A 14,266-nucleotide genomic window follows, 5' to 3' on the forward strand; every position below is an offset into this window, starting at 1 on the left:
ATGCTGTGGGAGTAAGCTATTCTAGGCAAACGCGCGGGCAAAAAGGGGGCGGCGCCACCGGAAAAACGGCGCTCGCTTGTGCTGGCGCAAACACCTTGCAGGCAGGCGGCAAGATCTTTTCCCGCAGGCTATTTTTACGGGGCGCCACGCATGCCGCGCAGGACAATGGCACAATAGGCCCAGCCGACCTGCCGATGCGGAACCCGTTGCGAGCCTAGCCCATGCCGATACTGAACCTGAGTGCCGAAACCGATATCTATTACGAATTGATCGAAGGCGACCCCGCCAAGCCCTGCCTGGTATTCCTGCACGAGGGACTCGGTTGCTGCGCGATGTGGAAAGACTTCCCTGCGCAGCTATGCCAGGCGACGGGGTGCCGCGGCTTGCTGTACGACCGCCACGGCTATGGGCAGTCGTCGCCGCTGGCGGCGCGCCGGCAGCTCCATTATTTGCACGACTATGCGCTGTGCGAGCTGCCGCAAGTGCTGGCGGCACTGCTGCCGGGACAGGATCATTTTCTCGTCGGCCATTCCGATGGCGGCAGCATCGCCCTGATCTATGCGGCGCAGCAGCCGCCGCGCTTGCGCGGCATCATCACCGAAGCGGCGCACGTGTTTGTCGAGGGCATCACGCTCGAGGGCATCCGCGTGGCGGACGCGGCGTTTGGCGCGGGCAAGCTGCGCGCGCTGGCGAAATACCATGGCGACAAGACGGAGACCATCTTCAAGGCCTGGTCGGATACTTGGCTCAGCTATGGTTTCCAGTTCTGGAACATCGAGTACCTGCTGCCTTCCGTCGAATGCCCGGCGCTGGTGGTGCAGGGCAGCGAGGACCAGTACGGCAGCGCGGCCCAGGTCGACACGATCGTGGCGCAGGCGCTCAACGCCGTGCCCGCCATGGTCGAGCAGTGCGGCCATACGCCGCACCAGGAGCAGCCGCAGGCATTGCTGGCGTTGATGGAAGGCTTTTTGCAGGGCCGCATGGAGGCGGCCACGCATCCGAGACACACATGAGTTCCTCAATGGCAGGCGGGATCGCTGTCCCAGCGGCCCGAGCAGATGCGCGAGCGGCACAGCATGCCTTCGATCAAGCCCAGCTGCTTGCAGCGCCGTAACAGTTCCGCCGTTTCCTGTTCCTGCTCCTGTTCCTGCCTGCGCAGCACCACGTCGCGCACGGGCGCTGCCGTGCCTTCTTGCCGGTGCGCATGGGCCACCATCGCCGTCAGCAAGGCGACGTCGCTGTCGCCGGGCGCGCCAGCCGGCCGCGTCCCCTGTGGCCGCGCGGCCGCCTGGCGCACGGGCGGCGGCGTCTTGCGCGGCGCGCTCGCGGCCGTCGCCTCGGGCAAGGGCGGTGCCGCCGTATTGACGATGGTGGCCGCCTGCGCCGCCCGTGGCGGCACCGTTGGCCCCGGCATTGCGGGCGGCGCCATGGCCGTGGCGGGCGCTGCCGGCCGGGGCCGCGGCAAGACCTCCGTATCGTAGGCGAACACGGCCGTGACCAGCACCGCCAGGCACAGCGCGCCGGCGGCCCCGTGCCGCCAGCCGGGACGCCAGCGCAGGGCCGGCATGGCTGCGGGCGCGGCAACGCCGTGTTCGAGCTGCGACAGGATGCCCTTGCCTTCGATGCGCGCGCCAGCCGCGCCGGCCTTGCCCAGCAGGTCGGGACCGCGCGCCTGGCCATCCCCGGTTTTCAGTAAAGACAAAATATCACCTCCGCAGTGGATCAAATTCGACTGACCTTGATGTAAACCGCGCTCATGCGGGCCGCGGACGCCTACGATCTAGCGATACCGCCGAGCACGCTGCCCGGCCCCGGCTATTCCCCTTACGGAGCGCCCCATGTTCGTCGCCCTGGTCCTGATGTATTTCTTGCTCGCCTGTTTTGCCTGCTGGCTGCTGCTGTTTCCCGGCGGCCGCGCCATCGTGCAGCACACGCTCGTCAACCTGGGCTGGCGCATGCAGCGGCGCGCGCAGCACTGGAAGGGCGGCAGCGGCGCGCAGTGGCAGCGCGTGCAACGTTACACGGGCTCGGGCATGGCGCGCGCCTGGCAACTGCTGTGGCGGCACCGCTGGCTGAGCCTGGCGGGCAGCGTGCTGGTCATCGTGCCGCCGCTGCTGGCCTGGCTGTCCAGCGACCGCATCGCCCTGCGCGGCTATGCCGACCAGCAACACGTCATCAATGACCAGGTCAGCGACTTGCTGAAAGGCGAGCAGCTGGTGCCGCCGCCGGCCTTGCCGCCGCTGCTGTTTTCCACGGCAGAAGTGACGCAGTTGCGCCCGCTGCTGGGCGGCGCCAGCCGCAACTGGCAATTGCTCGACCACGATTTCGCGCAGCGTTTGCTGCTGGTCTTCAAGATCATGAAGGACGTGCATGGCTACGACATGGTCTTGCTGGAAGGCTATCGCAGTCCCGCGCGCCAGGACCAACTGGCGGCGGCCGGCCCGAACGTGACGAACGCGAGGGCGTTTCAAAGCTATCACCAGTATGGCCTGGCGGCCGATTGCGCATTCATGCATGAAGGAAAGCTCATCATTTCTGAAAAAAATGCTTGGGCCATGCGCGGCTACCGTTTATATGGCGTGACGGCCGAATCGGTGGGTCTGCGCTGGGGCGGGCGCTGGACCATGATGGACTTCGGCCACACGGAATTGCCGCAACCGCGCGTGCTGGGCAAGTAAGCCGCGCCAGCCATTCTAGCGCCGCGCGGCGGCCGGATTTTCACAGCTGCAAGCTTGCTTGCGCAGCGTCAAGGGTGCAGCGGCGCCTGCCGCGCGCTGGCGCCTGGTACTTGTCATATGTCAACAATGGCGCGCCGCATTGCTGTCAGCATGGGCCGACTCCGCCTCGCTGCGCGGCGGCGTTCCTCCTGCTTTGCGACCTCACCCTGGGCTCATCATGCTGCGACGAATCTGGCATTTCCTCACCGACAGCCGCAATCTGACCATCCTTGGCTTCGTGGCGCTGGCCGTGTTCCTGTACCTGGGCGCCGAAGTGCTGGAAGTGGCGCTGATCTGGGCGCTGGCCTTGCTGTTGCTGGCCTTTGTCACCTGGCTGGGCCTGTGGCTGTGGCGCCGGCGCCGCGCGCGGCGCGATGCGCAGGCGCTGGGCCAGGCCATCCTCAACGAGGCCGAGATCGCCGCCGCGCAAGCGGCCTCGGCGTCGACGGCCAGCAGCACGCAGCAGGGCGAACTGGGCGCCGTGCGCACGGGCATGCTGGCCGCCATCGAGACCATCAAGACGTCCAAGCTGGGCATCAAGTCGGGCGCCGCCGCCCTGTATGAATTACCGTGGTACATGATCATCGGCAATCCGGCCGCCGGCAAGAGCAGCGCCATCCTGCATTCGGGACTGCAGTTTCCCTTCGCCGACGGCAAGATCGTGCAAGGCGTGGGCGGCACGCGCAACTGCGACTGGTTTTTCACCACGGACGGCATCGTGCTCGACACGGCGGGACGCTATTCCGTCGTCGACGAGCACCGCGGCGAGTGGTTCGGCTTTCTCGACCTGCTGAAAAAATACCGGCGCAAGGCGCCCATCAACGGCATCCTCATCGCCGTCAGCATCGCCGAACTGCGCGGCGACCCCGATGTCGGCATGCAACTGGCGCGCAGCCTGCGCAAGCGCGTGCAGGACGTCATCGAACGCCTGGAAGTGTTCGCGCCCCTGTATATCGTGTTTACCAAGGCGGACTTGATCGCCGGCTTCGCGGAGTTTTTCGCGGATGCCGAACGCAGCGAGCGCGAACGCGTCTGGGGCGCCACCATGCCTTACCAGCGCAAGCTGCCGACGGCCGACCTGCTGGCGTTCTTCGACCAGGGTTTCGATGAATTGCACGACGGCTTGACGGAGCTGAGCCTGGCCAACATGGCGCACCGGCAACGCAAGACGATGGCGCCCGGCGTCTTCACCTTTCCGCTCGAATTCGCCGCCATCAAGCCGGCCCTGCGCGCCTTCATCGCCACCCTGTTCGAGGAAAACCCGTTCCAGTTCCAGCCCGTGTTCCGCGGCTTTTACTTTACCAGCGCGCTGCAGGAGGGCGAGCCCGTCAGTGCTTCCTCGCAGCAGGTGGCGCGCCGCTTCGACCTGGCGTTCGCGCCGGCCCCGGCCACGGTGCCATCGGGTGCGCGCCAGCATGGCTATTTCCTGCTGGAGCTGTTCCGCAAGGTCATTTTTGCCGACAAGCACCTGGTGGCCAACTATGCCAACCGCGCCAGGCTGCGCTTCAAATATGCCGTGTTCTTTGCCGCCACGGTGTCGCTGGGCGCCTGCCTGGGCGGCTGGAGCTGGTCTTACCTGGGCAACCGGCAACTGGTGGCCAACGTCGAGGCCGATCTGAACAAAGTGGTGAAGCTGCAGGAGCGGCGCCTGGACTTGCAGTCGCGCCTGGAAGCGCTGGAGATCTTGCAGGACCGCATCGAGCAGCTGGAAGCGTACCGCACGCAACGGCCCTGGTCCTTGCGCCTGGGCCTGTACCAGGGGGATTTGCTCGAACGCAAGCTGCGCGAAGAGTACTTTTCCGGCGCGCGCCAGGTCATGCTCACCCCCGTGGCGGGCGCGCTGGAAGCCCTGCTGTTTGAAATGAACGCCAGCGCCGACCAGTTGCAGCCCACGGCGCGCACCCCGCAGACGCCGGCCGCCGCTTCCGTCACGCCTTCCGCCGCGGCGCGCGGCGTGCAGTACCAGGCGGCCAGCGCGACGAACGTGGAAGATGCCTACAATGCGCTGAAAACCTATCTGATGCTGGCCGATAAGTCGCATGCGGAAAGCAGCCACCTGAACGACCAGCTGACGCGCTTCTGGCGCGGCTGGCTGGAGGGGAATCGGGGCGCCATGCCGCGCGAACAGATGATACGCAGCGCCGAACGGCTGCTGACGTTTTACCTGGCGCAGGTCGGCGACCCGTCCTGGCCGCGCATCGAGCAAAAGCTGGCGCTGGTCGACCAGGCGCGCGAAAACCTGCGCCGCGTGGTGCGCGGCATGCCGGCGCGCGAGCGCGTGTATGCAGACGTCAAGGCGCGCGCCTCGACGCGCTTTCCCGGCATGACGGTGGCGCGCATCGTCGGCGAACAGGATCAGTCGCTGCTGGCGGGCAGTCACGCCGTCTCCGGCGCCTTTACGCGCCAGGCGTGGGAAAAGTTCGTCGAAGGCGCGTTTCGCGACGCCGCCAACCGCGAGCTGCAAAGCGCCGACTGGGTGCTGAAAAGCGCCACCACCGACGACCTGACCCTGGAAGGCAGTCCGGAGCAGATCGAGAAAAACCTGGTGGCCATGTACAAGGCCGATTACGCGCGCGAGTGGCAAAAATTCGTGCAGGGCGTCGCCGTCGCCGACCTGAAAGGCTTCGACGGCGCCGTGCAGGCGATGAACCGCCTGGGCGACCCGCAGTCGTCGCCGGTCGCCAAGCTGCTGACGACGATTTACGAGGAAACCTCGTGGGACAACCCGGCGCTGCAAAACGCCCAGTTGCGCAAGGCCGAGCGGGGCCTCGTTGCCTGGTTCAAGGAAACCGTGCTGCGCCGCGCGCCGTCGCAACTGACGTCCAGTCCCGGTCTCAATGCGCAGCTCGACCCGGCCCGCCTGGACAAGCCCATGGGCCCCGTGGGCCGCGAATTTGCCGGCGTGGGCAAGCTGGTGGCGGCCAGGGACAACAATGCGTCCCTGATGCGCGCCTACCTGGAAGCGCTGTCGAAACTGCGCAGCCGCTTGAACCAGTTGAAGAACCAGGGCGATCCCGGGCCGGGCGCGCGCCAGTTCATGCAGCAGACCCTGGAAGGCAGCGGTTCCGAACTGGCCGACGCCCTGAAACTGGTCGACGAGCAGCTGCTCACGGGGATGAGCGACGCGCAAAAGCAGGCCATTCGTCCCATCCTCGTGCGCCCGCTGATGCAGACCTTTGCCGTCATCGTCGCGCCGGCCGAACTCGATATCAACAAGACCTGGGCGGCGCAAGTGTATGAGCCGTTCCAGAAATCGCTGGCGAACAAATATCCGTTCGCGCCCACGGCGCGCATCGAGGCGAGCAACCTGGAGATCGGCCAGTTCTTCGGCCCGGAAGGCCTGGTGGCGAAATTCGTCACGACGTCCATGGGACCGCTGGTGGTGCGGCGCGGCGACGTGCTGGCGCCGCGCACCTGGGCCGACATGGGCATCAGCCTGTCGCCGCAGGTGGTGGCGCGCTTTCCCGGCTGGATCGCGCCGCTGGGCGCCGGCGGCGTGGCGGCCACCTCGACGGCGGCGCAAACCGTCTTCCAGATCCAGCCATCGCCCGCGCCTGGCACGCTGGAATACACGGTGGAGATCGACGGCCAGCAGCTACGCTACCGCAACACCCCGGCGCAGTGGACGAACATGGTGCATCCGGGCCCGCAGGGCGCGGCGGGGGGGCAGGGGGCGCGCATCACGGCCGTCACCTTCGACGGGCGCACGGTGGAACTGTTCAACGAGCCGGGCCAGTTCGGCTTGAAGCGCATGATCGATGCGGCAGCCAAGAAGCGCAAGGATGGCGGCGTGTTCGAACTGCGCTGGGCGCGCGGCGAGGTGGCCGTGGCGGTGGACCTGAAGATAACCAGCAGCGCCGAGACGGCGGGCGCCGTCGCGGGCGGGACTGCGGCGCTGCAGGAGCAGGGCTTTCGCGGCATGCAGCTGCCCGAGACCATCGTCGGCGCGCCCGCTGTTCCTGCCGCGCCCGCGCCGGCGATGGCCGCCGCTCCGGCCGTTGCCGTAGCCGCAGCGGGAGTGGCGCCATGATGCGCGCGCAACAGCAGGTGCGTCTCGGCTATTTTGGCAAGATCCCCGCGCGCGGCGATTTCATCAAGGCTTGCGATAATCACGCGCTGGTGCAGCTGCTCGACGACTGGCTGGCGCAGGTCATGACGGCACTGACGGTGGAGCCGCGCTGGAAGCTCAATTACGACGCCTTGCCGCCGCTGCGCTTTGCCTTCGTCGGCACGCGCAGCCGGCGCGCCATCGCCGGGCGCCTGGAAGCGAGCAGCGACCAGTCGCTGCGGCGCTTTCCCTTCATGGCCATGGGCGCGCTGGAAGTCGATGACGCGGAAGCCTTTGTCGCCTGCAGCCCGCTGGTGCTGGCGCCCCTGTGGCAGCGCGTGGAGCAGCTGTCGCAAGGCATCGTGGCCAGCGCCGAACCGTTGCCGGCCCTGCTGGCGCTGGCCGGCAACGTGGTCGACATCGAGCCGGCCGCGCCGTGCCATGCGGCGCGCCTGGCCGCCTTTTTGCAGGCGCAGACGCTGCATGGCCTGCAATCGATGCTGGCTTCGCCCGCGTTTCCCGTGACGGTGCGCGAATTGCTGCTGGGCCTGGGCCTGCTGCTGCGGCCCGTGCGCCAGAGCGGCTTGCCGCGCCTGGAGAAAAGCCTGGTGCTGCCGCTGCCGCAGGACGCGCAGCTGCGCGAACTGGTGGCCAGCTTCTGGTTGCACCTGATCGCGCCCTTCCTGCGCCAGGCCGACTTCGAACTGGCGCTGTTCTTTTCCCACCTCGACGAGGCGCCCGTGCTGGTGATCGGCTTTTGCGGCGCCGACCCGCACGGCTTGCGCGCGCTGATCGATCCGCAGGCCGGCAGCGAACGGCTGATCGTCTTCGACCAGCTCGACTGGGTCGAGGAGCAGCTGGGACACGATGCGGCGCTGCGCCAGTTTTCCGCCTGCCTGCAGCAGGAGCAGCTGTCGCTGCGCTCGGCCTGCGCCATGTTTGCCGATACCTTTGCCTGAAGGATTGCGATGAAATCTCCCGTCATTTTTCTGCTGCCGCTGCTGCTTGCGGCCCCCTCTTGCCACGCCCAGGCGCAGGCGCCCCAGACGCCGATGCCGGGGCAGATCCTCGTCACGGGCACCCTGGCCGACGAGACGGGCAAGGCGGCCGTGCTGGCCCGCCTGCGCGAACTGTATGGCGCCGAGCGCGTGGTCGACCAGATCGCCATCGGCAACGTGGCCGTGCCGGCCAACTGGAACGGCTACGTGCAAAAGCTGATCGCGCCGAACCTGAAGCTCATTTCACGGGGACAGATCAGCATCGACGGCAACAACGTCAGCGTGCGCGGCGAAGTGGCGAACGAGGCGCAGCGCCAGCAGATCGCCAGCGACATCGCCACCAGCCTCAATCCCACCTACATCGTCAACAATGGCTTGCGGGTCAAGGCGGCCGAGGCCGAGCAAGGCTTGCTCGATGCGGCGCTGGACAAACGCATCATCGAATTCGACAGCGGCAAGGCGTCCATCACGCCGGCCGGCCTGGCCATCCTCGACGAGATGGCGGCCGCCATGCTCAGGCTGCGGGGCCGCAAGGTGGAGGTGATCGGCCACACGGACGACACGGGCCTGCGCGCCAGCAATGTGGCCCTGAGCCAGGCGCGCGCCGAAGCCGTGCGCGCCTACCTGGCCGGCAAGGGTGTCGTCGCCGATACGGTGCTGGTGTCGGGCCAGGGGCCGGACCGCCCCGTGGCCAGCAACGCCACGGCCGATGGCCGGGCGAGAAACCGGCGCATCGAGTTCCGTATTGCGCAATGATCCGCGCGCAATGATCAGGGCAGTGTGATCGTGAGGTGCGCGGGGCGGGGCGCCAGCTTGACCAGGTCCGCATACGCGGCCAGGGTTGTTTGCGTGCCGCGCGTCAGATGCGTTTTCAGGCCCAGGTAGGCGCAGATGGCCAGCAGGGCGAAAAAGCTCGACAGCACCCACAGCGGCACGTCGCTGCCGCGTTTGTTGACCACCTGGTCGGGGCGTTCCGCGCGCGGCGCGAAGCCGCGGCTCTTGCCCTTGATGTGGGCGATTTCATCGCCCAGGCGCGCCGTCAGGTAGCTGAGTTTTTCGCCGCCGTCGATCGCATACTTGCCCTGGAATCCCAGCAACAGGCACATATGGAAGACCTGCAGCGCCTGCACGCGCATGGCGCCCTTGCCGCGCAGGGCGTCGAGGCGGTCGAAAAAATGTTCGCCGGCCAGCTGGTCACCGAAGATCAGCAGCTGCAGCGGGCGCCGCTCCCACTGCTTGCGCAGCGTGAAGGGCGAGGCCAGGATGATTTCATCGACGGCCGCGCAGAATGCATATTTGGCCGCCTCGATATCGTCGCCGTCGGCGCGGATCTTTTTCGCCTCGCGTTCGAAGTCGTCGAGGAAGGCCGTGATGCGGTCCATGAAGCCTTGCTCGTCGCCGGGCGCCGAACCGTGCTTCAGCATGAACAGCATGTAAAAGCCTTCATGCATCAGGTCCAGCAGGGCGCTGCCGGCATGCCGGGCGCCGGCAGGGGCGGGGCCGCGTGGTCCCAGCAGGGAAGGCGCCGCGCGCCGTTCGATGAGCTGGCTCATGCCGTCACCGCGATCAGTTCCAGCTGCAGGTCGCGTATGCCGGCCGGCACGTACACGGAAATCGATTGCGCCTTGAGCATCTGCTCGTACAGCGCGCCGCGGTTTTCAATCGCAAAATAATAGGTGTCGGGCCGCACGGGGATGGCCGCCGGCACTTGCGGCGCATGCGACAATTTCAGGCCGGGCATGGCCGTGAGCACGCATTTTTCCACGTCGTCGGGCGCGCCCACCTTCACGCGCAGCGGCACCACGTCGACCAGTTCGATGGCCGGCATGGCGGCGCGGATCGCCAGGTACAAGGTGGTGTGCTGGTCGATCTTGCCCGAATCGAGCTTGCCCAGGTAGTACGACGGCTGTTCTTCCAGCAGGGCGATGGAAAAATACTTCGACGAGATGACGGTGTCGAGCAGTTCGCGGATGATGCCGTCGATGGCGTCGAAGCAGGCGCCCGGCTGCGCGTGGTCGTAGGCGGGCAGGCTGGCCAGCGTGTAATGCTTGGAGTAGCTGAGCAGGCCGCCCGCCAGGCCCAGCAGCGCTTCGTACAGGCGCTCCGGATGCAGGGCCGGATGGCGCACGTAATGCATCAGCGCCGCGGCGGCCGTGCTGACCGTGTGCAGCAGCCAGAACGAGGACACGTCGCCGGAGCGGAACTCGATCACGTTGCGGCTCGGTTCCCGGTGGTGGCCGTGCAGCGCGCTCACCTTCGCCTGCAAGGCGTCGAGCAGGTGTTCCAGCACGCCCCGCAGGCGCGGCGCGCCGGCGATCGCCAGGCTGGGCGCCATGAACGAGGGCACGGGCTCGAAGCCGCCCGACACCGTGCGCCGCAGGGCGATCAGCGGCAGGCAGTCGTAGGAGCCGCGCGCCTCGCTGTCGGGAATCAGGCGCACGCTCTTCTTCAGGTAGGCCACGTCGGCCACGGCGGACTCCGTGAACAGGTCGGGCGTGGCGCGCAGCGCGTGCGCAAAGCGCGTGGCCGCCGGCGTGCCCGCCGTTGTCGCCTGCGCCGTGTAGTTCATGCCTTCGCCGTTGAGGATGGGCAGCGCCGCGTAATACGTCACTTCCTGCACCGCCGGCGGCAGCGCTTCCAGGTCCACCGGCGGGGGCAGGGTATCGCTGCCCGTTGCGCCGTCGCCCAGCGCCTCGAACACTTCGCCGTCGCGGAAGATCGCCGACAGGGCTTGCAGGCGCAAGGTGCCCGTCTTCAGCGCCGCCAGGTCCCACTCCATGTGCGCCACGCCCCACAGGTAGGGATGCAGCGCGCTGGCCGTGTGATGCAGGCGCGCTTCGTGATATTGATCCTGGCGCTGGAAATGCTGCGGCCGCAGGAACAGGCCCTCTCCCCACAAGATTTTCGCTGCCATGCCCATTGCGTTTCTCCTTGAATGTGTGGCGTGCCGCTGCCGCCGCTGCTGCGTTAGCGGCAGCGCAGGGTGGACAGCGGCGCCATGCCGTCGTCCATGCCGGCCACGCTGAGCGCGCAGGCGTGCAGGCCGACGGTGATGCCGCCGCGTTCCGCGTCGGCGGCGGCAAAGGTGGCGCGCCAGCGCTGCGCCGCAGGCGCGCGGAACAGGGCCACGACGCCGATGAAATACGCTTCCTTGCTGACTTTCTCTTGCACCTCGTAGCGCTGGCCCGGCACCAGCAGCACTTCCTTCACTTCCATCAGGTCGGCGCCCAGCGCCGTCTTTTCGCGCTGCGTGTCGAGGAAGCTGTCGTACGGCGCCTGCTCGAAGGCGGCGCTCTGGCGCAGCTTGTAGATGCGCGCAACCAGCGCCAGCGGCCGGCCTTCGGCATCCGTGTTGAGGCGCTGCGCCGCATGCAGGCGGATGCTGACGTTGCGCGGCGGCTTTTGCGCGTCGGGCAGTTCGGGCGGCGGCTTGGCCGCGCCGGCCATCTGCAGCGCCGCGTTGGCCAGGGTGCCGATGGTGCCGCCCGCGCAGCCGGCCAGCGGCAATGCCAGCAGCAGTAGCGCGGCGGTGCGGGCCAGGCGGCGGAGCGGGGCGTCAAATGGCATGGCTGCTCTTTGCAAAAAATGGTGCGTGGAAATGAAAGTGCTGCAGTCATTTAAACGCATGCAGGGACGACCCGCTTGCGCTGGCGCAAAATCGGTCAGCGATCAAGACAATTACTGCGCCAGATCAGGTTTCATGTCGCTGTTCGCGGCTGTGATGTGGAACTTCTTCTTTGCTGATTAATCTCAATCTGGCAAAAAAATTGGCGATCAATAATGGCCTCCACCAAGGCGCCGCCCATCTTTCCCAGCGGTAGCGTCCTCCACGTGAAGGAATGCCCCGATGAAGCCAGCCACCGTGTTGCCCCGTATTGCCTGCCTCGCCAGCGCCTTGCTGCTGGCCGCCTGTGCCTCGCCGGACCAGCCGGCGCCGAAGAAACCTGCCGCGCCGACCCTGGCGCAAGTGATGAGCGACGCCGATGCGGCGGCGCGCGCCGGCCAGTACGAGCGGGCCATGACCCTGCTCAAGGGCGGCAGCAGCAGCTACCCGGCCGACAAGGCGCCGTGGCTGCAAATGGCGCAGATGAAGTTCGACCGCGGCCAGTACGGCGACGCCATCGGCCATGCGCTCGAAGCGCTGGAGCGCGACCCGGACGACAAGGTCGCCAACAGCATCGTCGCCGTCAGCGGCTTGCGCCTGTCCGGCAAGGCGCTGGCCGACCTGTCGCGGCAAAACAATCTGAACGGCTCGTTGCGCTCGGAAGCGCAGGACCTGGCCAAGCTGCTGCGCGCGAGCATCGGCGAAGACGTGCTGGTGCCGCCGGCCAAGCGTCCGCCGGCGGCCGGCAAGCGCGCCGCCGGTTCCGGCACGCCGGCGGCGAAGGGCGCGGCGCAAGGCAGCGCGGCCGACCCGTTCAGCGGCCTGAAATAAGCCGGCATCCCCACCATCCCCTTGCAAAGGAAGCGACATGCCCAAGTCCGACAGCGTGCAAAAACGCCTGAAGCAGATACGCGCGCCGCGCGTGCAAATGACCTACGACGTCGAAATCGGCGACGCGATTGAAAACAAGGAGCTGCCCTTCGTGGTCGGCGTGCTGGGCGACTTTGGCGGCAATCCGGACAGCGAAAAAAAGCGCCTGAAGGACCGCAAGTTCGTCGCCCTCGACCGCGACAACTTCGACGAAGTGCTGGCCGGCGTGGAGCCGGTGGCCCGTTTCTCCGTGCCGAACCGCCTCGGCGAGGCGGGCGGCACGTTTGCCGTCGACCTGCACTTCCGCTCGATGGACGACTTCCGCCCGGAATCGGTGGTGCGCCAGGTCGACCCCTTGCGCAAGCTGCTCGAGGCGCGCACCAAGCTGGCCGACCTGCGCAACAAGCTGGCCGGCAACGACAAGCTGGAAGACTTGCTGACGGAAGTGCTGAACAACACGGACAGCCTGGCCACCCTGAAACCGCAGTTCCCAGCGCAGGAGGATTGAGATGAGCGCCCAGGCAGAAGCCCCAGAATCCCTCGCTGTATCCGCACCCGATGCGCCGGCCGCCACCGACTTGTTGGACCAGATCGTCGAGCAAAGCCGCGTCGCCAAGTCCGGCGCCGAACATGCGCGCGCGCGCGACCTGATCTCGGAACTGGTGGCGCAGGTGCTCGACGGCACGGTGCTGATGTCCAGCAGCCTGTCGGCCACGCTGGATGCGCGCGTGGCGGAAATCGACCGCCTCATTTCCGCCCAGCTCAGCGAAATCATGCACGCGGCGCCGTTCCAGCAGCTCGAACAAAGCTGGACGGGACTGCGCTACCTGGTCGGCAATTCCGATACGGGCACGCGCCTGCAGATCCGCATGTTCAACGCCACCAAGCGCGAACTGGTGAAGGATTTCCAGGCCGCGCTGGAGTTCGACCAGAGCAGCATGTTCAAGAAGGTGTATGAAGAGGAATTCGGCACCTTCGGCGGCGCGCCGTTCGCCGCGCTGCTGGGCGACTTCGCCATTTCGCGCCAGCCGGAAGACATGTATTTCGTCGAACAGATGTCGCACATCGCCGCCGCCGCGCATGCGCCGTTCATCGCTTCGGCCGCGCCGGAACTGTTTGGCCTGGAAAGCTACGGCGACCTGGGCAAGCCGCGCGACCTGGCCAAGGTCTTCGACACCATCGAGTACGCGAAATGGAAAGCCTTCCGCGAATCCGAGGATGCGCGCTATGTGGGCCTGACCTTGCCCCGCTTCCTGGGCCGGTTGCCGTTCAATCCCGTCGACGGCACCACGGTGGAAGGTTTCAATTTTGTTGAGGAAGTCGACGGCAGCGACCATCACAAATACCTGTGGTGTAACGCCGCGTATGCGTTCGGCTGCAAGCTGACGCGCGCCTTTGCCGACTACGGCTGGTGCGCCGCCATCCGCGGCGTGGAGGGCGGCGGCTTGGTGGACGACCTGCCGACCCACACCTTCAAGACGGACGAGGGCGACGTGGCCCTGAAATGCCCGGCCGAAGTGGCGATCACTGACCGCCGCGAAAAGGAATTGAGCGACCTGGGTTTCATCTCGCTGGTGCACTGCAAGAACACGGCGTATGCGGCGTTCTTCGGCGCGCAATCGGCGCAGAAAAGCCGCAAGTACAACAGCGACGCGGCCAATGCGAACGCGGTGCTGTCGTCGCAGCTGCAGTACATCTTTGCCGTCTCGCGCATCGCCCATTACATGAAGGCCATGATGCGCGACAAGATCGGCAGCTTTGCCGCCGCCTCCAACGTGGAGGATTTTTTGAACCGCTGGCTGATGCAGTACGTGCTGCTCGACGATAACGCCAGCCAGGAACAGAAGGCGCAGTTCCCCCTGCGCGAAGCGTCCGTGCAGGTGCATGAAGTGCCGGGCCGGCCCGGCGTGTACCGCGCCGTGTCCTTCCTGCGGCCGCACTTCCAGCTCGATGAATTATCCGTTTCGCTCCGACTGGTCGCGGAGTTGCCGAAGTCGACCAATTCCTGATCCACCTCTCTTTCAACCAC

The 14,266-nt window shown here is 66.8% G+C and carries 12 protein-coding genes; 8 read left to right on the top strand and 4 right to left on the bottom strand.

Annotation, left to right across the window (positions count from 1 at the left end):
* The first annotated feature begins 221 nt into the window (after positions 1–221).
* The gene (locus O3301_RS09640) at positions 222–1,013 is read left to right on the top strand and encodes an alpha/beta fold hydrolase (RefSeq protein ID WP_305056228.1); all 792 of its coding nucleotides are present in this window, start codon (positions 222–224) and stop codon (positions 1,011–1,013) included.
* Positions 1,014–1,018: 5 nt separating this feature from the next.
* On the opposite strand, the gene O3301_RS09645 is transcribed toward O3301_RS09640, so the two are convergent.
* On the bottom strand, positions 1,019–1,702 hold the full coding sequence (locus O3301_RS09645) for a hypothetical protein (protein WP_305056229.1): 684 nt from the start codon (positions 1,700–1,702) through the stop codon (positions 1,019–1,021).
* A gap of 136 nt (positions 1,703–1,838) precedes the next feature.
* On the opposite strand from O3301_RS09645, the gene O3301_RS09650 reads away from it, so the two are divergent.
* From O3301_RS09650 to O3301_RS09665, 4 genes are all read left to right on the top strand, one after another.
* Complete coding sequence (locus O3301_RS09650; RefSeq protein ID WP_305056230.1) at positions 1,839–2,678, top strand: M15 family metallopeptidase; 840 nt, start codon at positions 1,839–1,841, stop codon at positions 2,676–2,678.
* Between the two features lie 217 nt (positions 2,679–2,895).
* The gene (gene tssM, locus O3301_RS09655) at positions 2,896–6,747 is read left to right on the top strand and encodes a type VI secretion system membrane subunit TssM (RefSeq protein ID WP_305056231.1); all 3,852 of its coding nucleotides are present in this window, start codon (positions 2,896–2,898) and stop codon (positions 6,745–6,747) included.
* Positions 6,744–7,724: a type VI secretion system-associated protein TagF gene (tagF, locus tag O3301_RS09660; RefSeq protein ID WP_305056232.1), complete on the top strand. Its 981-nt coding sequence runs from the start codon at positions 6,744–6,746 to the stop codon at positions 7,722–7,724. The genes tssM and tagF overlap by 4 nt, the downstream gene beginning before the upstream one ends.
* A gap of 9 nt (positions 7,725–7,733) precedes the next feature.
* Positions 7,734–8,519, top strand: coding sequence for an OmpA family protein (locus O3301_RS09665; RefSeq protein WP_305056233.1), 786 nt, complete (start codon positions 7,734–7,736; stop codon positions 8,517–8,519).
* A gap of 14 nt (positions 8,520–8,533) precedes the next feature.
* On the opposite strand, the gene icmH is transcribed toward O3301_RS09665, so the two are convergent.
* From icmH to tssJ, 3 genes are read right to left on the bottom strand one after another with little or no spacing between them, the layout of a single operon-like run.
* Complete coding sequence (gene icmH, locus O3301_RS09670; protein ID WP_305056234.1) at positions 8,534–9,316, bottom strand: type IVB secretion system protein IcmH/DotU; 783 nt, start codon at positions 9,314–9,316, stop codon at positions 8,534–8,536.
* Positions 9,313–10,683: a type VI secretion system baseplate subunit TssK gene (tssK, locus tag O3301_RS09675; protein ID WP_305056235.1), complete on the bottom strand. Its 1,371-nt coding sequence runs from the start codon at positions 10,681–10,683 to the stop codon at positions 9,313–9,315. Before tssK ends, icmH begins: the two co-directional genes overlap by 4 nt.
* A gap of 47 nt (positions 10,684–10,730) precedes the next feature.
* Entirely contained in the window at positions 10,731–11,330 is a 600-nt protein-coding gene (tssJ, locus tag O3301_RS09680; protein WP_305056236.1) for a type VI secretion system lipoprotein TssJ, read from the bottom strand.
* 280 nt (positions 11,331–11,610) lie between these two features.
* On the opposite strand from tssJ, the gene O3301_RS09685 reads away from it, so the two are divergent.
* Genes O3301_RS09685 through tssC form a run of 3 tightly spaced genes read left to right on the top strand, consistent with a single transcriptional unit; the run spans position 11,611 to position 14,246 of the window.
* Positions 11,611–12,198: a tetratricopeptide repeat protein gene (locus O3301_RS09685; RefSeq protein ID WP_305056237.1), complete on the top strand. Its 588-nt coding sequence runs from the start codon at positions 11,611–11,613 to the stop codon at positions 12,196–12,198.
* Between the two features lie 37 nt (positions 12,199–12,235).
* Positions 12,236–12,745: a type VI secretion system contractile sheath small subunit gene (gene tssB / locus O3301_RS09690; RefSeq protein WP_305056238.1), complete on the top strand. Its 510-nt coding sequence runs from the start codon at positions 12,236–12,238 to the stop codon at positions 12,743–12,745.
* A gap of 1 nt (position 12,746) precedes the next feature.
* The gene (gene tssC / locus O3301_RS09695) at positions 12,747–14,246 is read left to right on the top strand and encodes a type VI secretion system contractile sheath large subunit (protein WP_077407195.1); all 1,500 of its coding nucleotides are present in this window, start codon (positions 12,747–12,749) and stop codon (positions 14,244–14,246) included.
* Positions 14,247–14,266: the final 20 nt, after the last annotated feature.

Origin of the sequence: Janthinobacterium sp. SUN211, from assembly GCF_030587315.1 — a bacterium.
GTDB lineage: Bacteria > Pseudomonadota > Gammaproteobacteria > Burkholderiales > Burkholderiaceae_D > Janthinobacterium > Janthinobacterium kumbetense.

Bases quoted from the DNA above. Each gene is read 5' to 3' on its own strand.
- tssB (WP_305056238.1), top strand. From the start codon at position 12,236: ATGCCCAAGTCCGACAGCGTGCAAAAACGCCTGAAGCAGATACGCGCG.
- O3301_RS09640 (WP_305056228.1), top strand. From the start codon at position 222: ATGCCGATACTGAACCTGAGTGCCGAAACCGATATCTATTACGAATTG.
- O3301_RS09650 (WP_305056230.1), top strand. From the start codon at position 1,839: ATGTTCGTCGCCCTGGTCCTGATGTATTTCTTGCTCGCCTGTTTTGCC.
- O3301_RS09665 (WP_305056233.1), top strand. From the start codon at position 7,734: ATGAAATCTCCCGTCATTTTTCTGCTGCCGCTGCTGCTTGCGGCCCCC.
- tagF (WP_305056232.1), top strand. From the start codon at position 6,744: ATGATGCGCGCGCAACAGCAGGTGCGTCTCGGCTATTTTGGCAAGATC.
- tssC (WP_077407195.1), top strand. From the start codon at position 12,747: ATGAGCGCCCAGGCAGAAGCCCCAGAATCCCTCGCTGTATCCGCACCC.
- tssJ (WP_305056236.1), bottom strand. From the start codon at position 11,330: ATGCCATTTGACGCCCCGCTCCGCCGCCTGGCCCGCACCGCCGCGCTA.
- icmH (WP_305056234.1), bottom strand. From the start codon at position 9,316: ATGAGCCAGCTCATCGAACGGCGCGCGGCGCCTTCCCTGCTGGGACCA.
- O3301_RS09685 (WP_305056237.1), top strand. From the start codon at position 11,611: ATGAAGCCAGCCACCGTGTTGCCCCGTATTGCCTGCCTCGCCAGCGCC.
- tssM (WP_305056231.1), top strand. From the start codon at position 2,896: ATGCTGCGACGAATCTGGCATTTCCTCACCGACAGCCGCAATCTGACC.
- tssK (WP_305056235.1), bottom strand. From the start codon at position 10,683: ATGGGCATGGCAGCGAAAATCTTGTGGGGAGAGGGCCTGTTCCTGCGG.